The organism is Shewanella kaireitica (assembly GCF_023284045.1).
GTDB lineage: Bacteria > Pseudomonadota > Gammaproteobacteria > Enterobacterales > Shewanellaceae > Shewanella > Shewanella kaireitica.
In genome coordinates this window covers 230,071-250,994 of sequence record NZ_JAKIKQ010000004.1, presented here as the reverse complement: position 1 = coordinate 250,994, position 20,924 = coordinate 230,071, and the positions used below count along the sequence as shown (strand labels likewise).

Genomic DNA, 20,924 nt, shown 5'->3' with positions numbered 1-20,924 from the left:
CAAAAACAAGATAAAAAACTTTTAAATTGATTTTGCAAGGCTTTAATTTCTAATAAGTAAAATCTAATAGCATTGAAAACAAGACAATAAAAAGGGCTTCCAATATTATTGGAAGCCCTTTTTATTGTCTTGTTAGCTTTACAGTCTCTCTTTACTCTTCTCTATTTCAAGCAGCGCTAACATCAGTTCACGCTCTTTAGGCGACAGTGACTGCACCGCCTTTTTGACATTCTTTTGGTAGCGAGCCAGAGTCACTTTGTCGTTAGCAATCGCCATATCCAAGGTTTGTTCATACTTACTTAGCAGACCATTTAACTTTTCTGCATTTTTCATGTTAGTCATGTGAGCGCTGTAGGCTAGATATAAAACGGCAGCTAGCGTGATCAGGCTAAACACATCAAATTCAAAAGAGAAACGCTTGCTCTTAGTTTCCGTTGTCATAATTATTGTTCCGTAATCATTGAAAGTTTAATTTTTATCATTTCAGCTTGCTTTGCTGCATCGCTTATTGCTTGGTGTTCTCGCGCATTAAAGAATTGAATGCAAGCAAATAAAACACCGACCATAAACAGCAGCACTAAATTCTTAGTCAGCCACTCTATAATCTTATTAGAAATACTCTTTATCATAGGACAGCCTTACATTTAGGAAGCTCTTGGTAATCAAAGAAATTGACGTTAATCGAGTCACTGATCATCTGCGCATCAACGACACCGAGCACAAAACAGCGATACTTTTTATTGCGCTCTAATTCAAGCAAAATCAAGTTATTCTGCCCTTTGTTATTTAGGGTGTTGAGCAGTGTTAAAGTTGATGCATTGCTATTAAGGTAAGCAGCCATATTCAATTCAAGCTTCTGCATTAATGATTGTTTACCAATATTGCCTTGGCTCAGTTGTAACCAATATTGTGGATCGTCATAGTTAGAAGAGAACTCTTCAACCAACCCTTTGACATCCGGTTTATAGAAAAACTTCTGATCGGCTAGCAAACCAATATCAGAATTTTGCATAAAATTGGGCATATTCACTGCAACTACTTTCTCATTTTCTAGCCGAACGCCCATGTATGCACCAACATTCATATCTTGCTTAAGCACGGTAATATTCGTGTCGAAGGGTTTAATTACCTCACCGAGTCCGAGACTTTTAGGCAAAAATGATAGCCAGTTATAGGCAAAGTCATCATAGCTTCTTAGTAGATGCTCATCATGAACAGCGATAACCTCAGTTGGCGTATCTTCAGTGTCGTCAGCTTGGTAGGGGGGCTGATATTTAATGATTTTACCGGCTAACCTAACAACCTTAAGATCACGGTAGGTTTGGAAAATACCATTTTCAATATCAAGTACATACCCAAAACCGACAGTGAAAAATTTATCAAAAGGATCAACGGTGCTGAACGCTTTTGCAAAGTTACCCATCATAGTGTGATAAGCATTTTTATTCGCGATAGAAGCGCCTACAGGTAAGGCAAACGCCAATATACCTGCGAGCATTGCCAGGGTTAAATAGCCCTTATTCTTTGGCCATAAATACACAGCAAGCTTGATAAACAGTAAAAATATGGCCAATAAGCTTGCCGCTATACTCATAGGCGGAATAACCGCTAGCTTAACGGCATCTTTACCTAACATGAACATGCTCCCGCCTGGCGAAAATGCCGCTGTGGCAGCTGTAGAGGTCACCATTTTGATAAAGGAGATGTTGTCCTGCTTGTTGAGCCACAATTTCTTATATTTACGCTCAGAAATACTGGGGCTAAACTCTGCTAAATAATAACTACCAAGGGTTTTCTGGGCGTATTGAGTCACTTGTGGCAAGCGGGCAAAACCAACCCTATCTAAACGAGGCTTAGCCACGGCAAAGCGAGAACTTTTACGGTACTCCCCCCAAAGCGCTTTAGCATGCCCCTTGTATTTAGCCTCAATCGCTTGATGCAAGGCTCTTTCATCATTAAAGCTCCAGTTATCAGCAACCTTAACGCCCTGCTCTTTAAATTGGGCTACCGCGATTTTTAGCGCCTGAGATGACTGGTTGTATTCCTCATACTCCATATCTTCTGGAATACCGTATACGCGGTGAATATAGTTGATCCGGCCACGCTCAAACATCGCCATGAGGTAGTATTTCGACTTCAACATCTTGGCGACAGTAATATCATCAGCAGTCAAATAAACGCCGAACGATTCACCCGTGTCATATTTAAGCGTCGTTAAGTACTGTGCAAAATCGACTTTGAGTTGCCGGCGACAGGCTGAATTACAGTTTGAGCTAAAATAATCATCTTTGACTGAGCTATAACCCTTTCTAATCGCGTTAGTCGAGTCCTCTGCGACCTCTTTTTTATAGTTGTCAGCATCTAAAAGCGCTTGCGAATAACTTTTCCAGTGATTATTTATTTTATCGTTGGCTTTATTTTGTAAAGCCACTCGCTCACGTTCAATCAGCGAGTAGTTATTCTCTTTCTTTAGTGCCTCAAGGTAGCCTTTGCTCGCCTTTTGGTAACTTGCCAACTCCTGTTTATAAGTGCGGTCAAACTGCCTAATTCGAGGAATAGCCTCTTTAATGAAATACTCCTCTTGACGGTTAAGCAAGAATTGATCGGCCATGTTCTCTAAGTTTGATTCAATCAACTGATTAAACCCGCTAGAGAAATAAGCCAAAGATGGAATAAGCGCGACCATCAAATCTCTTCGCTTAGGGTCGCTAACAATTTCATCAAACTGAGGAAATCCCTCAATTGCGACGGTTTCAGCTAAGTAAGCCTCTTTATAGACAATGGCTCGTACTGCGCCCAATTTCTTATCATTTGAAGTTGTATCGACAACGCCGTCGACCGCAATTCTCAGACAAGGAATAATTAACGCCCAAACGATAACGAGCAATAACGGACGAAAAACCCCGTTTATAAGCCGAGCTGTCTTAGGTGTTAATGCTGTATTCGATGTTACTCTCTGGCTTTTATCACGAATAAGTAAATTAAACTGTTTAGCTGGGATAAAGGTGGCAACAGCCAGAGCTAAACCAAAACCAGACAGCGTTCGGCCAAATAACTCCAGTCGCTCTGCAGTAATTCGATGCTCACCAAAAACAGCCTGAATAGGCTGCGCATACATATCAATCAATAAGATGTTTAGCGATAACTCTAAACAGACATAAACCGTAAATAGCCCAAGCAACATCCAGATTTTTGCATGGTTTGACAACTTGCTTTGCTTCATTTCTGTATCTTCATAATGTATTTTTGAGTCGTGATGACCGTGTCGCCATCTTGTTGTCTGTCTATGCAGTACTGGTAATCTTCATCGCCTTTCTTTAGCAAACTGCAGCGATTACTCAACGGTTTGTTACCCACATGGTAACTGAGTTGCTGGTTATTAATGCTGAGATATTTTCCTTCACTAAGCAACTGTTGCTGCTCAGCTAAACGGTTAAAGTCAGCATCGGTTGGCAAGATACTCGCCAGTAAAACGGTATCGACTTTAAGTGGCGCTGCCGTTACCTTTTGCGTGGGCGACAAAATGGCATGCTTATTAGCTTGCATGCAGGCAATTAACGGTTGGGCATCCACAACGATGGCAGTAGCGTCAGCAACATCAAAGCTATCCATGGTCATTATCATTCGCTTACGCGCATCAGAAGTTTGCTCGGTTGCTGCTATGAAGGCATGGGATTGCGACGCCGCTGTGGATAGTGGCTCAACAACCAAATTATTCATTAATGCAAAGTGCTGTTTATCGACGATAAATTGCAGTCTATGACCTAGAAAAAGCGTTTTAGCGGTTTGTGCTAAGTCAATCAAACTGGCGCTATCTAAACCGGGGACAGGCCGAATAATGATGACATCTTGTCGCATCATTTTAGGCATTAGGCTTGCAGCTACTTTTGTCAGCTCCTGTTGATTGCCGATAGTTGAGAAGTCATTGTCTGTATCGACCACCAGCCAATTACGATTAACTTGCGCAACATCGATATAGAAACCTGACAGTAGATCTTGATGTTTGCCTATATACTGAGGAAGAGTGGTTTGAGTGATGCGATAGAAAAGCGCAGCATTACAAACACTTTGATTAATAGGTAATATCTGACCTGCGTCAGTCACGCTCAAGTTTCTATACTTTAGCGCTTTTTGTAACTCGCTGTATTGGGAAAAATGACTTGCGTGAGCAGACAATGAACTGCTAACAGTCATCGCGCTGGTGTATTGATCAGGTCTTTTATCGACCGCACAGCCCCAAAGTAAAAATATGAGCAGACCGTATAAGCCAATTGTCCTTAATAACGACACAAAAAATCCTTCTTAAGTTTTATTTTGGAAAAGTAATACACCTACAAAAGCATTGCAACTAATTGTAATAAAATGAGGGTTTTAAGCATAAAAAATGTGCGTTCTCCCGCCCCCAGATATAACAACTACCATTAAGTTCTGTAGTGGAAATGATTAAGGCAGATAAACTTCTACAGCGCTGAACTGTCGCTATATCGCATTTCACCGCCAAGTTGTCGTAAATCTTCAATAAGCTAGAGGTAGCTACCGTTATGATGTCGCATCTAATCGTTTTAATCTCAGAGGTAATGACCAATGATAGAAATATTTTCCCAAGATAAAATGACTTCGGTGCTCGATATTTGGCTCAAAGCATCGATTAAAGCCCATGACTTTATGCCCGCTAACTTCTGGCAGTCTCAAGTTGATGCGATGCGAGATATCTACTTGCCGGCTTCGCAGGTCTATACCTTTGAAAAAGATGCTAAAACAGTCGGCTTCTACGCACTATACGAGGACACTTTAGCTGCCATTTTTGTCGCACCAGATAAGCAAGGCAGTGGTATTGGAACGCAGTTATTAACGCATGCTAAAACCCAGCGAGATAAACTGACGCTAAATGTGTACCAAGACAATGTCGCCAGTTATAGATTCTACCTATCTCAAGGCTTTGTAGTAATCAGTGAGGGAGTCGATGAGCACACGGGTCATCAGGAGTACACGATGAGTTTACAATGTCTTCGCACAGACTCATAAAGTCAGAGACCAGTATAGCACTCTGACTTTATAAGTGTATTTCATCAAGTTTACCGTCAACGTTAGCCTTTCAATTTAAACTGCGCGGTTAACGAGCTTAGTTGCTTTGAAAGCTGATCGATATGTTCACTCGCGGCCGCAACTTGCTCAGAACCCGCTGCATTTTGCGCCGCGGTATCGTTAATTGCCGTAATACTTTGGCTTATCTCCTGTGCAGCTAATGATTGCTGGCCTGTGGCTGCTGCAATCTGCTCTGCATTGGCAGAGATACTGACCATCTCTTCCATTGCAAGCTGGATAGACTCTTTGCTGCTAGCGGCAGCTTGAATCGTCTTTTGAGTGTGTTCGCTGCTTTGCTTCATCACCGCGACGGCATTTTGTGTATCTAACTGAAGTTGTGCGATCATCTCTTCTATATCAGCGGTAGAGAGTTGTGTTTTCTGCGCCAATTGACGGACTTCATCGGCGACGACGGCAAATCCTCGTCCTTGCTCACCAGCCCTGGCAGCTTCAATAGCGGCATTGAGCGCCAATAGATTGGTTTGCTCAGAGATCCCTCTAATAACTTCCAAAATTGAGCCTATGCCTTGGCTTTTTGATTCAATCTCTGCAATGACTTCTGTGGCGGTTCCCACCTCATCGACTAACTCATGAAGTTCTGCAATCGTATTGCTAACATTGTGGCTGGCAAGCTTTGATGTCTCTGTGGCGTTATTTGACAAGTCAGCCACTGAACGAGCATTTGCTGAAACACTTTCGATGGTTTCTGACATCTCATACATAGCAGATGAGACTGTTTCAATGCTCGCTTGCTGCTCTTGTAAGCTAGCACTAGCTTGCACACTGGTGCTACTGGTTTGCTCTGCAGCGCTAGATAGCTCAGAGGTGACATGAGTCAAAGAGCCCATCATTCGAGTCAAGCTCTGCGTCATTGAAACCATCGACGCGTAAACACCAGTGCGGTTAGCACTGCTATTAAAGTGAGTCGTCAAGTCGCCCTCTGCAATTTTTCGAGTTAGGGATTCCATCTCTGCGGGCTCCCCTCCTATTGGTTTAAGTATCGATTTTGCGATAAAAAATGTCACCAAAATGATCCCTGCAACTGTTAATAAGCAGATAATAGTGATGATAGTTTGCAAATGGTTTAAAGCAGCAAAAGCTTCTGACTCATCAATTTCTGCCAATAACACCCAAGATAAGCCAAGAAACTCCATTGGAGTGTACGATGATAAAACTGGATTACCGTTATAATCGATAACGATATCGGTACTCGACTGCCCCCTAAGTCCTGCGTTAACCGCCTCAGTTTGTACGCCATTATCGCGCACATTTCCCGCAAAACTTGCTATAACGGAGTGGCCAATAGGATCCAAGAAAGAGTCTGAACGCATCTTGAAATCATCGCCAACAAGATAGGTTTCACCGGTATCGCCCATTCCCTGACGAAATTGCATAATTTGATTTATTTTTTCGATAGATAATTGCAGAGCAATCACCCCGATCACCTTACCGTTAACCTCTATAGGCTCGGCGATAAAGCTCGCGGGTTGGTCATTACTGGGGGCATAAGGTGCAAAATCTTCTATCTCTATCTTTTTACTCTGACTCACTCTGTGGAATAATCGCCCTAAACCAGACTGACTGTAAGGGCCAGTTTTTAGATTGGTTTTATAGTCAGACTCCTTTGCAACGGTATAAAATACCTCGCCAGATTTATCAATAATGAATAGATCGTAGTAGTTATACTCTCTGATAAAAGACTCAAAGAAACCATGTTTCAACTGTGCCAATAATTCAGGTCTTAGCTCTGAATCCAGTTTCAGATTATCCGACCATACGTTATTTATTAAGGCGAGATCTTTTCGAGTTTGCAGGAAGTAATCTTCCAACTGATTTTTCTTTATCTCTCTCATTGAAGTTAACTGATCATAAGCTTGCTCTTCAATGCTGCTACTGGCGATATACAGGGAAAAAAAAGCGATGATGGCGGCGGGAACCATTCCCAATAAAACAAACGAATAGAGTAATTTGTATTTTAATGTCATAGGCGTATTTTTAATTATCCCTTTTTAATCAATTGATTTTCATGCAAATAGAAGTACATGGAAAGCAAAAGAATAATGTGCAATACAACAGAACGTAATCTTGCACATTGTATCCAATAATGCGGTATTGTAACTTGTGTCACCAAAAAAGTAGACCAACAGTGGTAAATGTAAAAAAAATGAGCCCTTTATAAAGTCAAAATGAGATTTGAAAGGAACTTACTCTAAACTTGGGCTAAATAGTCTGCTTCAGCAGAGTATTTAGCTGTTGACTGTCAGGGCGAATACCCTTTCAAATTATAGTGTTAATCGACTATTTATGCTTCTTTGACATTTTTATACGGAAACAATATCGATGACAAATTTCTATTTTCTGAATATTCACTGTGGTTCTTACAGCAATTAAAATACGAGCTCCTGTATGCCCCTATAGTCAGTTTGCGTATATAATGTCGAGCACTGCATGTTTAGCAAAATAAATTCAACAGAGAGGTCGTGTGTCAGACACCTATATTCCGTTAGAACAATACAAACGTAAGTGGATTTTCAACCACAAAGACTTACCGGTTACCGATGAAGATAAAGCACTAATTAAGCCCTTATCTCAAAAAGCCTCTATGGAAGTCTGGAATAAGTGGATAAGCAATAAAAGCAGTTATGCAGAGCAATTTGGTAAGGGCGATTGGGCCGCTAAAGATAGTGCTTGGAACGATACAGAGCACTGGCAGAGTGCCTGGGACAGTGAAGAAGCCGCTCTTCCAGAGCCGATAGCGCTGCACATTGACTGGCAAGATGCTGCTAAAGTTTACTTTTGCTATGAGAAATACCAAGTCATTGAAACACGTTGGGACGTATTTGCAAGGAACTGGAAGTGCTTCCTGTTTTTTGATGATGGTCCATTGCTCATTTCACCTAAGCAAAAGCAAGCAATCATGTTTTTACAGAGCGGCCAATACAAGCTTGGCTCTCGCGGCTAACACATCGACTTTGAGGTTATTATGAAATTTGTTTCTAGAATAGCGCTTGCTGCAGCGCTGCTTCTCCCCCTTAGCTTGCAAGCTAAAGAGGTATCAGGTGTTCAACTTGAAGACTCTGTGACGCTGAACGAACAAACACTGGTATTCAATGGCGCCGGTGTTCGCAGTAAGTTTTTTATCGATCTCTATGTAGGCAGCCTATATCTTCCCCAAACTCTCGATAACACCGCTGCCGTTTTGTCGGCCGACAGTGCAGCCGTAAGATTGAACATTACTTCAGGGATGATCACTGCCGAGAAAATGGCCGATGCGATTAACGAAGGTTTTGATGATGCAACTGATGGCAATACCGCACCAATCCAAAATCAAATAGACCAGTTTATGGGATTATTCAGCGACGAAATCGTTGAGGGCGATCAGTTTACCCTGTTAGCAAGTAAGGAGCTTGGGGTTACTGCATTTAAAAATGGTACCGCTCAAGCAACCATTACTAGCGAGCCGTTTCGTCAAGCATTATTAAAGATATGGCTAGGTGATGAACCTGCCCAAAAAAGCTTAAAGAAAGCGATGTTGGGCAAGTAATATCTTTTAAACGGAACAGGTTTAGAATTTGTAAGTGAGATCCAAGGCCAATGCGCCTTGGTTTTCAATCTCTTCTTTACTATTTTGCGGATTCAATTCAAGTTCTCCATTAAAGAAGTAACCCGCATACCCGTTAACGCTGAATGATGAGTTAACCTTCCAACCGACGCGTGCAAAACTAACCCATTCATCTATTTCAGCTGTCTCTTCATCATCTGCTATCAAAAAGCGATTGGTTCTTTTAGATGTCCCTACACCGAAATCCCAGTCGGGGTTCATGGCGTAGCTCAATTCAAGACCTGCTGGGCCACTAAACCCAGCAGAGAATGGATTACCTAACTTAAGCTTTTCGGTAATTTGCCAGTTAACAGCGATAAATGGCACCGTTCTAACCTCATCAATATCATTAAGGTAACCGACACCAAACCCAATCATATTGCCGGAACCAAAACGGTACATGGCTGATAGAAATGCACCATAACTTTGCGCGTTGCTCAATGATGCATTGTCTGACGCAGCGTACTGGATCTTAGGGGCTAACATGAACATCCAATGTTCATCAGGTCGGTAGGACAAAGAAACACTGGCGCGGTACCGTTCAATCTTGTCCCAAGTCTGTTGACTGCCAATACTGGTAGATGACCAGTCATAATCTAGGTTGTCGTAACCGAGCTTTGCGCCAATCATCCACTGCTTATTCAGTGGCATGCCCGTTTTCAGATCAAACATCCACTGATCACGCTGTAATTCGTTGCCTTGCTCACCCACAGACGCAGTGCCTGTCGCTATTCGAGATACGCTAACACTTAATGGTGAATACTGTTTGCCCGGTTTGGCATGTACATATGACGAAAACCCCATAGTGGAGAGAACCATTGAGGTTATTAATATCGGTTTTATTTGCATGCTAACTCCATTAGCGGAAAAGAGGACAATCTATAATTATTATTCTGACTCTAACTTACGTTTGTTAATGAAAATAGGATCACTTTGTAACAGAAAGAAAAGTTAAAACTTAATCTATCTTATAAGCACTTAAGAACATTTCAACGCTACCACTAAGATATTCCTCTCTATCAGCCAATAGTTCAGTAATATCGAGGCCTAACTCCTGTTTCATTCGCATCTCACCAAACATCAATAAGCAAAAGCGAACAGCACAATGGTGAGGATTATCAAACTGGTAATTCCCTAATTCAGCCACCTTAATAAAATAGTCACTTAACAAGCCCAATATGTTCTCAGGGCCTGCACTATAAAATAATTTGGAGATCTCTGGATGAGTATCAGCCTGCGACACACAGGCTTTAAACACGGTAATCGCTTCAGGACTGGTGATCACCTCGCCAAAGTGTTTAGCAAACATGGCTAAAGTGGTTTCCGGTGTCGATGGATCGGCCAACATTTCATCGTTAACCCCATGCATAATGCATTTGGATTCTATCGATGCCACAAACAAGTCATCTTTACAGCCAAAATGAGAGTACACAGTTTGCTTAGACACCCCAGCAAGCTTCGCCACCTCATCCATACTGGTATTCGGAAAGCCTTGTTCACAAAAAAGCTCTTTGGCTGCAAGTAAAATTTGGTCTCTTTTTTGCTCGCTACGGCTCATCACTGGAGTATTCATTGGCATTTACGCTCTTTTTAGGCTGCTGAAAAATATCAGTTAAGCTATTTAATCACAAAATGGACTGGACAGTCTAGTTCTTACAAAATAGACTAGACAGTCTAGTTTAACGTTTCCTTTACGCTGTGTTAACCATTAACTTAACTCAAACGGATTTTATAAAATGGATATTATGAGAGTTTTAACTCGTCGTAGGCTTATCGCAAGCATAGTTGCTGTTAGCTTTTTAACTGCATGCCAAGATGCTCCTGTTGCAGTCTTAGATGCCCCGAGTTATCAATCCGTGAGTAGTAGTGAATTAGTGGCCGAATCTTCTTACCCTTACTCGCAAGAATTTTCAGGCACTATCCGTGCAGGAAACACCACTGGCGTGGGTTTTGAGTTAGCAGGGAAGATTAATGAATTGTTGGTCGACAGTGGCGACAATGTCGCCAAAGGCCAATTGTTAGCGCAATTAGACACTCGATTGTTGCAAGCGGAAAAGAGAGAGCTCAACGCCAGCCTTGCACAAAATAAGGCCGATCTAGACTTAGCGACTGCAACCTTAAACAGAAGCTTAAAATTAAAAAAACAGGGCTACGCTTCAGAGCAACAACTCGACGAACAAAAGGGCCAGCTTAACAGCTTATTGGCAGCAAAAAGTCGCCTTACCGCTTCATTCCAAGCCAATCAACTCAAAATACAAAAATCAGCTCTGCTAGCGCCCTTTAGCGGCAGTATTAGTAAGCGCCGCCATAATCTTGGTGAAGTAATTAGTGTAGGCAGCCCAGTATTTACCCTGATTGAGCACGACAATGTACAGGCCTATATTGGCGTTCCTGTTGCTGTGTCAAACAGCTTAAACAGTGGAAAAACCGTTAATTTACGCGTTAGAGATAAGTTCTACCAAGGCATAATTGCCGGTATAGGCGCCGAGTTAGATCCGGTTACCCGTACAGTAGAACTTCGGGTGACGCTGCCGAAAGATGCGGACGTCATCAATGGTGAACTCAGTTATTTCAGTTATCAACACAATATTGAGACTGCTGGTTATTGGGTGCCAATATCAGCGCTGACAGATGGCGTGCGTGGACTATGGAACATTTATGTCATAACCCAAGATAGTGAGCAGCGTGATAGGGTCGAGCGCAGAGATGTCGAGATCATTTATACCTCAAAAGACAAAGCCTTTATCAATGGTGCTATCAGTGCCAACGAAACCTATGTCGACCAAGGCTTACACAAGTTAGTTGCTGGACAAATAGTCACTCGCCAAACTAGCTTAGCAACGAGGTAGTCGAAATGGTTAAGGCATTAGTTGAAAATGGCCGCTTAATTAGCTTGGTCATCGCACTGTTATTAGTTGCTGGCCTAGGGGCAATATCTAGCCTTCCACGTATGGAAGATCCCGATATTACCAACCGCTTCGCTTCTGTTATCACTCACTACCCTGGCGCCTCTGCAGAACGTGTTGAAGCACTGGTCACCGAAGTACTCGAAAGTGAACTACGCCGCCTAGAAGAGCTAAAGCTGGTGCAGTCCACATCTCGACCTGGGATCTCGGTGATCCAACTTGAGCTTAAAGATAATGTGCTAGAAACAGCGCCAGTTTGGTCCCGAGCGCGCGATATGCTCTCTGATGCAAAAGGTCTACTGCCAACCTCAGCCCAAAACGCTATTCTCGATGATAAAGTCGGCTACGCCAATACCGCTATTCTGGGCATTGCTTGGCGTGGCGAAGGCGCTGTGCGCACCGATATGTTAAACCGTTATGCAAAAGAGCTTCAAAGTCGACTTAGGCTGCTAAATGGTACCAATTTTGTCAAACTTTATGGGCAACCCACTGAAGAGATTTTGGTTCAGCTAGATGGTCATAAGGTTAATCAACTGCAACTGACTCCCAAAGGAATCGCTCAAATATTGCAGAACGCTGACGCGAAAGTAGCCGCTGGCGAGATTAACAACAATAATTTTCGTGCGCTGGTAGAAGTCTCAGGCGAACTTGACTCCATAGCACGTGTTAGGGAGGTACCTTTAAAAGTCACCAACAGTGGCCAAATCATTCGTTTAGGCGATATTGCAGCCATTAGCAGGCAACCTAAAATGCCAGCCACCAGCATTGCCTTGGTTGAGCAACAACAAGGGGTGATGGTGGCAGCCCGTATGCTTAACAATACACGCGTCGATCTTTGGCTTGAAAAAGTGCGTCTTGTTGTCGATGAGATGCAAGCTGGGATCCCCGCCAATATTGAAATTGAATGGTTATTTGACCAAGAGCATTACACCACAGACAGACTGAGCGGATTAGTCGGTAGCCTGCTACTGGGCTTTGTGATAATTCTTGCGGTACTAATGTTAACCCTTGGCCTCAGAAATGCGGTTATTGTCTCTCTTTCATTACCACTCACCGCACTCTTCACCCTCGCCTGTATGAAGTATATTGGCTTACCGATCCATCAAATGTCAGTGACAGGCTTGGTGGTGGCTCTTGGGATCATGGTCGATAACGCCATTGTTATTGTGGATGCGATTTCTCAACGACGCCAGCAAGGGCAAGACAGAATTCGCGCCGTGAAAGAGACACTAGAGCATTTGTGGCTACCACTGGCAGGTTCCACCATTACCACCATGTTAGCTTTCGCGCCGATTGTATTGATGCCTGGCGCTGCGGGTGAATTCGTTGGTGGTATCGCGATATCAGTCATGTTTGCCCTGCTCGGCTCATTTATAATCTCTCACACTATTATCGCTGGACTTGCGGGCCGCTTTGGTGTCGATGGAAACGGGACACACTGGTACCACCATGGTATTAAACTGCCCATATTGAGTAACGCCTTTAAACGCAGTTTATCCTTTGCACTATCTCGTCCACTGCTATCAGCCGTTGTCATCGGTATTCTACCCATTATGGGCTTTATTGCCGCAGGCAAGATGACCGAGCAATTCTTTCCGCCTTCAGATAGAGATATGTTCCAAATTGAAGTTTATTTAGCGCCCCATGTCAGTGTCGACAATACTCGAATTCAAGTGGAGCTGATGGACAAGGAGCTAAGAAAAACAGACGGTATAACCCGTATAGATTGGGTGATTGGCGGTAATGCGCCCTCTTTTTACTACAACTTGCTCCAGCGTCAGCAAGGCGCCAGTCATTATGCCCAAGCCATGGTAAAGGTCAGTGACTTTGATACTGCAAATAGGCTCATTCCTCAGCTGCAAGAATCACTCGACATCGCCTTCCCACAAGCACAAGTCATTGTCAGAAAGCTTGAACAAGGACCGCCATTTAATGCTCCGGTAGAGCTGCGAATTTTTGGCCCTAACCTCGACCAGCTGAAATTACTCGGTGAGCAAGTAAGAAAGGTGCTCAGTGACACCACTGACGTTATCCACACTCGCGCCACTTTAAGTGCAGGCGCGCCTAAGGTTTGGTTACAGGTCAATGAAGATGCAAGCTTGATGAGCGGCTTGTCATTAACAGATATCGCCAAGCAAGTTGAAATGGCCACCACCGGCATTAACGGTGGCAGTATTTTAGAGCAAACGGAATCTCTACCTATTAGAGTACGGTTGTACGACAGTACCCGCGAAGAGCAAACAAAACTATCTGGATTAATGTTGGTGTCGGGCAATGGTAATGGTATTCCATTATCCGCCATATCCAGCAACAAGATTGAAGTTAGCCGCGGGGCAATACCGCGCAGAGACGGTCAAAGAGTCAACACGATTGAGGCCTACATCACCAGCGGCGTCTTGCCACAAGAAGTACTCGAACGCGCTAAAGGGAAGCTAGATGCTATTGCGTTGCCTGGCGGCTATCGCATTGAGATCGGCGGAGAAAGTGCAAAACGTAATGAAGCGGTCGGCAATTTGATGTCCAATCTCGTGTTAGTAGTCACGCTACTCTTTGCCACCGTGGTGTTGTCATTCAACTCATTTAGACTTACCGGCATAATACTGTTTAGCGCGATGCAATCGGCTGGGCTTGGATTACTTGCCGTCTATGCTTTTGGTTACCCGTTCGGTTTTACCGTCATTATCGGCCTACTTGGATTGATGGGACTTGCAATTAATGCTGCGATTGTCATTTTAGCTGAGCTAGAGGAGGTTCCTGTCGCTCGAGAAGGTGATACCAATGTGATTGTTGATCTTGTCACCAGCTGCGGCCGTCATATCGGTTCTACCACCATTACCACTATAGGTGGCTTCCTGCCATTGATTATCGCTGGCGGCGGATTCTGGCCCCCCTTCGCAATCGCAATTGCAGGCGGAACACTGCTAACAACGCTGCTATCGTTAGTATGGGTGCCAACTATGTACCATTTAATCATGCGCCCCCAAAAAGACGCGGGTGATAAACAACCACACACCTTAGACACTATTGCGCTAACTTAATACCAATTGCAGATTAAACGCTAACAATATTTCAACACAAAGCCCTCTCATCAGAGGGCTTCCTTACATTACACCCTGCTGATATACATTCGATAAATTAATAAGTTACGAAAAATTAATTGCTACAGAAAACTAATTATTAGCATTTAGCGCTAAATTCGATAACTAATAGACCTATATCAAATTTATTGTCTGTAAATTCGATTAAATTAAGCGCTACTTTCTAACTATAACTAGAAGCCGTTATGAATTATAAAAACTGGCCAGTAGCCAAACAGATCGGATTGGTCGCATTTATTCTCACTATTATCGTTTTCGGTATATTGGGCAGCATCTCCTACATGTCAGCCTCAAATGTGCTAACAGAAAAAGCAGAAACTGCACTGCAAGCACAAATGCATGGCACGGCTGATCTAATCGAGCTGCAATACGACAGCTTATTAGCGCTTGCTCACCGTAATGCCGATGTCTTTAGAGCCATGTATCCAGGTAACTTTCATAAGCCTGATAGAACGGTTCGAGTCATGGGCAAAGCAACCCCTGCACTTGTTCATGAACGAGAGCAGATCAACTCCTCTAAGAGTAAAGTCGATCGTTATTCAAAGCTAACAGGCGGTAACGCAACGGTATTTGTAAGGGATGGCGATGATTTTATGCGTATCGCAACCTCTTTGAAAAAGGCTGATGGCAAGCGAGCGCTCGGCACCCATCTAGGGAAAAGCCATCCGGGTTACGCTACATTGCTTAAAGGGCAAGTCTATGAGGGATACGCTCGCCTCTTTGGTAAAGACTACATGACTGTGTACCGTCCAATAAAAAGCGTCTCTGGCGAAGTAATTGGGATTCTCTATATCGGTTTTGATATCAGTGCCTCGTTAACACAGCTACGTCAGGCAACCAACAGTTTACGGCTAGAAGAGTCAGGTAGCTTCCTAATTATACGTAAATCAGACAATACTATCGTGGCACATCCGGGAAATGAGGTCGGTATTGAAATCAACAGCCAGGTGCTTAACGGGATCACTGTTGAACAGGCGTTAATGGATAAAGGATCATTTGAGTACCACAATAATAATGGCGCGATGTCCTACGCTTATACTGTTAATATTCCAGGTTGGAACTGGGCACTCGTTGGTCAAGTACCGATGAAAGAGCTTAACGAAGAGAGCGGCCAGCTACTAACCATTAATGTTACCGTGAGTATTATTGGCTTGCTGGTAATAACCCTCCTACTGTCATTAATCCTACTGAGAACACTAAAACCTCTTAGAGCGTTGGAAGTGCAGTTAGACAACTTGGGCAAAGGCGATCTTTCGCAGTCTTTTGCTAAAACGGATCCAAATTCAAAAAATGAGGTCGATCAGATCACCCAAAGTGCGTCTCGCATGGCGACAAACTTAAGAGAGTTAATTATTTCGCTGCAGCAATCAGTGACCTCTTTGCAAGCGCATTCGATCCAAACTCAAGAAACAGCAAGATTAAATGGCGAAGAGTCGCAGGCGTTAATGGCACAAACCGATCAAATAGCGACCGCTATTGAAGAGATGTCAGCATCTGTTCGTGATGTCGCGAATCATGCAAGTGAAGGCGCAAACATGAGCCAGCAAGTTGATGTCGCGAGCCAAGATGGTAAGCAACACTTAGAGCAGCTATTACATGGCTTAGAAGCACTGAGCCAGCAGTTAGCAACCAGCCATACAAGTGTCGAACTTGTTAGTAAAGAAAGTATCGCCATTAGCCAGGTCACAGAAGTCATTAATAGCATTGCCGAGCAAACGAACTTACTGGCACTCAATGCCGCTATTGAAGCCGCTCGCGCGGGTGAACAAGGTCGTGGTTTTGCGGTTGTTGCTGATGAAGTGCGTACGTTAGCCCAACGCACTCAAACGTCGACCTCTGAAATATCGCAAACGATTGCTCAGTTGCAATCTCAAGTAAAAGCGACAGCCAGTCAAATGAACCAGAGCAACGAACTTGGTGATCGCTCAGCAATACAGGGTAAAGAAGCTACAGAGCTATTAATCACGATAACCGAAAGCATTGGTGAGCTGGCAACAGCCTCAAGCAGTATAGCTAGTGCTACCGAGCAACAAAGCGCTGTTGCAGAAGAGATCACTCGCAACCTTCATCAAATAACCGAACTTGCAAGAGATGGCGAGCAACGCTCAGGTGACACAGTCAATTCAGCGGAAGATCTAGCGATAATCGCTGATGATATTAAACAAAAGATTAGTGTATTTAAGGCCTAGCGTATTGCTACTAGCCCTCTAATCACCCTATAACCAAGGGCTATATGCATCGCCTGCAGGCTAAAGGCAACAGCATCGTTTCTGTTGCCTTTTCTTTTGAATAACTGCCGACAGCTATCAAGCATTTCTCCACACCTTTCAAAGTAAAATATCCACTTAATCCAGCATCTTCAAGTAGCACGGGGATATTAGTGACCATATTCTGCTGGAGCGCCAGCTTTATCCTTGTCAGCACAGCAAGTTATAACTACCTCAACGCCGATCTTAAATTCAATAGTCTGTTGGTTCATATAGGTGCTTCTGTCATGCTATTTTGTGCAGGCTTATTGCCAAAGACGTTCTTTATCTCTTTAAAACTGACGCTAAGCAGTACCATGAAACCACTGTTACTCTCACCTAAAAGCCATCTAAACTTAACTTATCTTGGCATATTCATCACAGCGACTGGAATCGTTTTGCAGACGTTACGTTTTAACTGCTTCTAACTTCATGGATAAAAGCCCAAAGAATCGACTTATACCAATCAGTATAAGAAGTTGATCTACTCAGAGTGTTTTTGGCTAGCTAATTCAAGGCGGATAAATGATACAATGGTTACTCCCTTATGAGTTTATTCAACGCAGAAGTAGGAAGCCAAAAACACTCCATACAGGCGAGCTTTAGTGGCTTTGATGCTGCGTTATGAACTTGAACGTAGAATAACTATGTGCTTAACTCATTGCCTTACCTCAAAGCCGCTAAATTCTCGCTGAGCGATCAAATCTTTATACTGATTGGTATTATTTTAGAGTAAAACCATAGCAAACAAAAAGCCCCGCTATTGCGGGGCTTAATCTGTGCGTCTTTGAGTTAGATATTAATCTTCACTCTCAGTTTCACGATCCATATTTTCAGTATTTTCAAGCCAAAGTGCGTTGATAATACCAAAAGAACAGGCTAACAATACGCCTAAAATCCAAGCGAAATACCACATAATTTAGGCTCCTATTAGTAGAGTGAGGTCTTATTCTTTTCAATAAAGTCACGAGATAAGCGACCAAACATCTTCAGATAAGTCCAAACAGTGTAGCTTAATACAATTGGCACAAAGATGATTGCTGCCCAGGTCATCACAGTAAGTGATACTTCACTCGCCGTTGCGTCCCACATTGTTAAGCTTACATTCGGGTCTAGTGACGATGGCATAACGAATGGGAACATTGCTGCGCCACAAGTCAAAATAACCGCCGCAATACCTAATGAGCTAAAGAAGAACGCAAAACCAGAGCGGTTCATACGGCTTGATAGCAGCACCAAAATTGGCATTAGCAGACCAAGTACAGGGAACAGCATAGTCACAGGGTACTTATCATAGTTAACTAACCATGCACCCGCTTCTACGGCAACCGTCTTAAGAGTTGGATCCGATGCACCATAAGTATCGATAGCTGAAGTAATCACATAACCATCAATGCCGTTGATTAACCACAGACCTGCCGCGCCAAAGAAAACGAATAGCAACACCGCTAGCAGTTGCGACATCTTAGTGGCGCGAACTCGGAGCTCACCTTCGGTTTTCATTTGTAACCAAGTAGAACCTTGCAACATAAACATGCTGACACAGACTAAACCAGCTAACAGACCAAATGGATTCAATAGACCAAAGAAACCGCCATGGTACGTCGCTCTAAGGTACTCATCGAAATTAAACGGAACCCCTTGTAGCAAGTTACCAAACGCAACACCGATAATCAGTGGTGGTACAAAACCACCAACAAACAGTGCCCAATCCCAAGCTTTACGCCATCTTGGATCTTCAATCTTCGAGCGGTAGTCAAAACCAACAGGTCTTAGGAATAACGCAAATAGAACCAACATCATTGCGATATAAAAACCTGAAAACGAAACCGCATATACTGTCGGCCATGCGGCAAACAGTGCACCGGCACCAGTGATCAACCAAACTTGGTTACCATCCCAGTGAGGCGCAATAGAGTTAATCATGATACGACGCTCAGTATCATCCTTACCAATAATCGGTAACAATGCACCTACACCCATATCAAAGCCGTCAGTGACAGCGAACCCGATGAGCAGAACACCAACTAGCGCCCACCAGATAAATCTTAACATTTCATAATCAAACATAATCAGATCTCCAGTTTAGGCATCAAGCTTTTCAAAGTGATAACGACCAGTCTTCAAACAACTAGGACCGATACGAGCAAACTTGATCATCAGATAAAGCTCTATCACTAACAAGATTGAATAGAATACGGTAATAGAGATGATACTGAACATTAAGTCACTGACCGACAAACTAGATGCTGACATAAATGTTGGTAACACTTCTGAAATCGTCCATGGTTGACGGCCATACTCCGCTACAAACCAACCACACTCAATCGCAATCCAAGGCAAAGGTAGGCTATAAAGCGCTGCTTTAAGTACCCACTTCTTCTCTTCAATACGGTGACGTGTGCTCTGCCAGAAGGCGGCTGCAAATACAAATAACATGATGACGCCCGCACCAACCATCACGCGGAAGGTCCAGAACATAGGTGCTACGTTAGGAATCGAATCGTCAGCCGCCGCTTTTATCTGCTCTTCTGTCGCATCTACCACCTTGTCAGTGTAACGCTTAAGCAATAAGCCATAGCCTAAATCATCTTTAGCCGCATCAAATGCTGCGCGAGTTTCTGCTGACTCATCGCCCGAACGTAATTTTTCAAGCAAGCCATAGGCCACCATACCATTACGAATACGCACTTCATGCTCATCAATTAAGTCTTTAATCCCTGTCACTTCTTCATCTAGAGAGCGGGTTGCAATGATCCCCATAGCGTAAGGAATTTTGATTGCATAATCGGTGTGCTGTGTTTCCTGATTAGGGAAACCAACTGCTGTAAATGCTGCTGGAGCTGGCTCAGTGTGCCATTCAGCTTCAATTGCAGCGAGCTTAACACGCTGTACTTCACCGACTTTATAGCCTGATTCATCACCAAGAACGATAACAGACAGGATTGACGCCATACCAAAACTTGCTGCAATTGCGAATGAGCGACGTGCAAAAGGTAAGTCACGCTTCTTAAGGATGTAGTAGGCACTAATAGCCAATACAAACATTGCCCCAGCCACATAACCCGATGCGACGGTATGAACAAACTTAACTTGGGCAACAGGGTTAAATAGCACTTCACCCCAGCTGACCATTTCCATACGCATGGTTTCGTAATTAAAGGTACTGCCGACTGGGTTTTGCATCCAACCGTTAGCAACCAAGATCCACAGTGCTGACATGTTTGAGCCTAGCGCGACCAACCAAGTTACTGCTAGATGCTGGCGTTTGCTAAAGCGATCCCAACCAAAGAAGAACATACCGACTAACGTCGATTCGAGGAAGAAAGCCATCAGACCTTCAATCGCAAGTGGTGCACCAAAAATGTCACCGACGTAATGCGAATAGTAAGACCAGTTCGTACCGAACTGGAACTCCATCGCCAAACCTGTTGCTACGCCGAGTGCAAAGTTGATACCGAATAACTTACCCCAGAACTTGGTCATATCTTTATAGATCTGCTTATTGGTCATCACATAAAGTGATTCCATAATGGCTAGCAAAAATGCTAACCCCAAGGTCAAGGGAACAAATAGGAAGTGATACATGGCCGTCATCGCAAACTGAAAGCGCGACAGCTCAACAACCTCTTCTAAAATCATTTGTGACTCCTTAGGTGGTGCGTCCAATTATTATTGTTAGATCCCCATCAACAATCATAACTGCCTATATAGGAATATTAATGCAGACACTTAAGCCCTCTTCTTCAAAAAAGGCCTACTTGGCTACGTTTCGTTGTTTAATTCATAATTTGTGTAATTTAAAGCCAAAAATACTGACAAGCTGCAGCGTAACATCTCAATAAAAGCAATTATTGTGACCACCATCCCATTCAGGTAAGTATTTTGATAACAAATAAGTAATATCAGTTACTTGCAATACATAGCAGGGGCTTCCAGTAGTGAATTTATACCATTCAAAATTGATTCAAATCAATCAATGCATTTG

The 20,924-nt window shown here is 43.3% G+C and carries 17 protein-coding genes; 7 read left to right on the top strand and 10 right to left on the bottom strand.

Going from position 1 to position 20,924, the window contains the following annotated elements:
• Positions 1 to 138 precede the first annotated feature (138 nt).
• The 4 genes from L2730_RS08195 to L2730_RS08180 are packed head-to-tail and all read right to left on the bottom strand — an operon-like array spanning position 139 to position 4,290.
• A complete protein-coding gene (locus tag L2730_RS08195) occupies positions 139 to 441 on the bottom strand; it encodes a hypothetical protein (RefSeq protein WP_020911650.1) in 303 nt (100 codons plus the stop codon).
• Between the two features lie 2 nt (positions 442 to 443).
• Positions 444 to 629: a hypothetical protein gene (locus tag L2730_RS08190; RefSeq protein WP_020911649.1), complete on the bottom strand. Its 186-nt coding sequence runs from the start codon at positions 627 to 629 to the stop codon at positions 444 to 446.
• Positions 626 to 3,223, bottom strand: coding sequence for a hypothetical protein (locus L2730_RS08185; RefSeq protein ID WP_248974136.1), 2,598 nt, complete (start codon positions 3,221 to 3,223; stop codon positions 626 to 628). Before L2730_RS08185 ends, L2730_RS08190 begins: the two co-directional genes overlap by 4 nt.
• Entirely contained in the window at positions 3,220 to 4,290 is a 1,071-nt protein-coding gene (locus L2730_RS08180) for a hypothetical protein (protein WP_248974135.1), read from the bottom strand. Before L2730_RS08180 ends, L2730_RS08185 begins: the two co-directional genes overlap by 4 nt.
• A gap of 294 nt (positions 4,291 to 4,584) precedes the next feature.
• Between L2730_RS08180 and L2730_RS08175 the strand changes: the two genes are divergently transcribed.
• Positions 4,585 to 5,025, top strand: a complete 441-nt coding sequence (locus L2730_RS08175; RefSeq protein WP_248974134.1) for a GNAT family N-acetyltransferase — start codon at positions 4,585 to 4,587, stop codon at positions 5,023 to 5,025.
• 62 nt (positions 5,026 to 5,087) lie between these two features.
• Here the strand turns inward: L2730_RS08175 and L2730_RS08170 are convergent, their stop codons facing one another.
• Positions 5,088 to 7,070 carry a methyl-accepting chemotaxis protein gene (locus L2730_RS08170; protein ID WP_248974133.1) on the bottom strand — a complete coding sequence of 661 codons (1,983 nt, stop codon included), beginning with the start codon at positions 7,068 to 7,070 and terminating at the stop codon, positions 5,088 to 5,090.
• Positions 7,071 to 7,567: 497 nt separating this feature from the next.
• Between L2730_RS08170 and L2730_RS08165 the strand changes: the two genes are divergently transcribed.
• The gene (locus L2730_RS08165) at positions 7,568 to 8,047 is read left to right on the top strand and encodes a DUF2947 domain-containing protein (protein WP_248974132.1); all 480 of its coding nucleotides are present in this window, start codon (positions 7,568 to 7,570) and stop codon (positions 8,045 to 8,047) included.
• A 21-nt stretch (positions 8,048 to 8,068) separates the two neighbouring features.
• Positions 8,069 to 8,629 carry a chalcone isomerase family protein gene (locus tag L2730_RS08160; protein WP_248974131.1) on the top strand — a complete coding sequence of 187 codons (561 nt, stop codon included), beginning with the start codon at positions 8,069 to 8,071 and terminating at the stop codon, positions 8,627 to 8,629.
• 21 nt (positions 8,630 to 8,650) lie between these two features.
• Here L2730_RS08160 and L2730_RS08155 read toward each other — a convergent pair whose 3' ends face one another.
• The gene (locus tag L2730_RS08155; RefSeq protein ID WP_248974130.1) at positions 8,651 to 9,535 is read right to left on the bottom strand and encodes a TonB-dependent receptor; all 885 of its coding nucleotides are present in this window, start codon (positions 9,533 to 9,535) and stop codon (positions 8,651 to 8,653) included.
• A 109-nt stretch (positions 9,536 to 9,644) separates the two neighbouring features.
• Positions 9,645 to 10,259 carry a TetR/AcrR family transcriptional regulator gene (locus tag L2730_RS08150; protein WP_428848445.1) on the bottom strand — a complete coding sequence of 205 codons (615 nt, stop codon included), beginning with the start codon at positions 10,257 to 10,259 and terminating at the stop codon, positions 9,645 to 9,647.
• 163 nt (positions 10,260 to 10,422) lie between these two features.
• Here L2730_RS08150 and L2730_RS08145 point away from each other — a divergent pair, with 163 nt between their 5' ends.
• The 4 genes from L2730_RS08145 to L2730_RS08130 all read left to right on the top strand — a co-directional run bounded on the left by L2730_RS08145 (position 10,423) and on the right by L2730_RS08130 (position 17,364).
• Positions 10,423 to 11,535 carry an efflux RND transporter periplasmic adaptor subunit gene (locus tag L2730_RS08145; RefSeq protein WP_248974128.1) on the top strand — a complete coding sequence of 371 codons (1,113 nt, stop codon included), beginning with the start codon at positions 10,423 to 10,425 and terminating at the stop codon, positions 11,533 to 11,535.
• A gap of 5 nt (positions 11,536 to 11,540) precedes the next feature.
• Entirely contained in the window at positions 11,541 to 14,630 is a 3,090-nt protein-coding gene (locus tag L2730_RS08140; protein ID WP_248974127.1) for an efflux RND transporter permease subunit, read from the top strand.
• A gap of 245 nt (positions 14,631 to 14,875) precedes the next feature.
• Entirely contained in the window at positions 14,876 to 16,879 is a 2,004-nt protein-coding gene (locus L2730_RS08135) for a methyl-accepting chemotaxis protein (RefSeq protein WP_248974126.1), read from the top strand.
• A gap of 191 nt (positions 16,880 to 17,070) precedes the next feature.
• Positions 17,071 to 17,364, top strand: coding sequence for a hypothetical protein (locus tag L2730_RS08130; protein ID WP_248974125.1), 294 nt, complete (start codon positions 17,071 to 17,073; stop codon positions 17,362 to 17,364).
• Positions 17,365 to 17,735: 371 nt separating this feature from the next.
• Here L2730_RS08130 and cydX read toward each other — a convergent pair whose 3' ends face one another.
• The 3 genes from cydX to L2730_RS08115 are packed head-to-tail and all read right to left on the bottom strand — an operon-like array spanning position 17,736 to position 20,578.
• Positions 17,736 to 17,852 carry a cytochrome bd-I oxidase subunit CydX gene (cydX, locus tag L2730_RS08125; protein WP_248974124.1) on the bottom strand — a complete coding sequence of 39 codons (117 nt, stop codon included), beginning with the start codon at positions 17,850 to 17,852 and terminating at the stop codon, positions 17,736 to 17,738.
• A 14-nt stretch (positions 17,853 to 17,866) separates the two neighbouring features.
• Positions 17,867 to 19,006: a cytochrome d ubiquinol oxidase subunit II gene (gene cydB / locus L2730_RS08120; protein WP_248974123.1), complete on the bottom strand. Its 1,140-nt coding sequence runs from the start codon at positions 19,004 to 19,006 to the stop codon at positions 17,867 to 17,869.
• A gap of 15 nt (positions 19,007 to 19,021) precedes the next feature.
• Positions 19,022 to 20,578, bottom strand: coding sequence for a cytochrome ubiquinol oxidase subunit I (locus tag L2730_RS08115; RefSeq protein ID WP_248974122.1), 1,557 nt, complete (start codon positions 20,576 to 20,578; stop codon positions 19,022 to 19,024).
• Positions 20,579 to 20,924: the final 346 nt, after the last annotated feature.

Bases quoted from the DNA above. Each gene is read 5' to 3' on its own strand.
- L2730_RS08195 (WP_020911650.1), bottom strand. From the start codon at position 441: ATGACAACGGAAACTAAGAGCAAGCGTTTCTCTTTTGAATTTGATGTG.
- L2730_RS08190 (WP_020911649.1), bottom strand. From the start codon at position 629: ATGATAAAGAGTATTTCTAATAAGATTATAGAGTGGCTGACTAAGAAT.
- L2730_RS08185 (WP_248974136.1), bottom strand. From the start codon at position 3,223: ATGAAGCAAAGCAAGTTGTCAAACCATGCAAAAATCTGGATGTTGCTT.
- L2730_RS08175 (WP_248974134.1), top strand. From the start codon at position 4,585: ATGATAGAAATATTTTCCCAAGATAAAATGACTTCGGTGCTCGATATT.
- L2730_RS08170 (WP_248974133.1), bottom strand. From the start codon at position 7,070: ATGACATTAAAATACAAATTACTCTATTCGTTTGTTTTATTGGGAATG.
- L2730_RS08160 (WP_248974131.1), top strand. From the start codon at position 8,069: ATGAAATTTGTTTCTAGAATAGCGCTTGCTGCAGCGCTGCTTCTCCCC.
- L2730_RS08155 (WP_248974130.1), bottom strand. From the start codon at position 9,535: ATGCAAATAAAACCGATATTAATAACCTCAATGGTTCTCTCCACTATG.
- L2730_RS08150 (WP_428848445.1), bottom strand. From the start codon at position 10,259: ATGAATACTCCAGTGATGAGCCGTAGCGAGCAAAAAAGAGACCAAATT.
- L2730_RS08145 (WP_248974128.1), top strand. From the start codon at position 10,423: ATGGATATTATGAGAGTTTTAACTCGTCGTAGGCTTATCGCAAGCATA.
- L2730_RS08140 (WP_248974127.1), top strand. From the start codon at position 11,541: ATGGTTAAGGCATTAGTTGAAAATGGCCGCTTAATTAGCTTGGTCATC.
- L2730_RS08135 (WP_248974126.1), top strand. From the start codon at position 14,876: ATGAATTATAAAAACTGGCCAGTAGCCAAACAGATCGGATTGGTCGCA.
- cydX (WP_248974124.1), bottom strand. From the start codon at position 17,852: ATGTGGTATTTCGCTTGGATTTTAGGCGTATTGTTAGCCTGTTCTTTT.
- cydB (WP_248974123.1), bottom strand. From the start codon at position 19,006: ATGTTTGATTATGAAATGTTAAGATTTATCTGGTGGGCGCTAGTTGGT.
- L2730_RS08115 (WP_248974122.1), bottom strand. From the start codon at position 20,578: ATGATTTTAGAAGAGGTTGTTGAGCTGTCGCGCTTTCAGTTTGCGATG.